The 306-nt window shown below is 58.8% G+C and carries 1 protein-coding gene; it reads left to right on the top strand.

Going from position 1 to position 306, the window contains the following annotated elements; all coding sequences use genetic code 11:
• Window positions 1-306: transposase (locus GWC77_RS28515; protein ID WP_173263010.1), on the top strand; the 306-nt coding region annotated here is incomplete at both ends.

Genomic DNA, 306 nt, shown 5'->3' with positions numbered 1-306 from the left:
CGCGAGATCCAAGGCTTCTTACAGGAGCAGTACGGCACCGAGGTCTCGCCCGAGTTCATCAGTTCAGTCACCGACGAGGTGATGGCCGAAGTCACCGCCTGGCAGTCTCGGCCGCTCGAACCGATGTACCCGGTCGTGTTCTTCGATGCTTTGCGCGTCAAGATCCGCGAAGACGCCGTCGTGCGCAACAAGGCCGTCTACCTTGCGCTGGGTGTTCTGCCCGATGGCACACGGGATATTCTCGGCCTGTGGATCGAAAACACCGAGGGCGCCAAGTTCTGGATGAAAGTGTTCAACGATCTAAAG

Source organism: Paraburkholderia sp. NMBU_R16, from assembly GCF_013282575.1.
In the GTDB taxonomy this organism is placed as follows: Bacteria; Pseudomonadota; Gammaproteobacteria; order Burkholderiales; family Burkholderiaceae; genus Trinickia.
The sequence above is the reverse complement of the archived record's forward strand: the minus strand, read 5'-3'. Positions and strand labels throughout refer to the sequence as shown.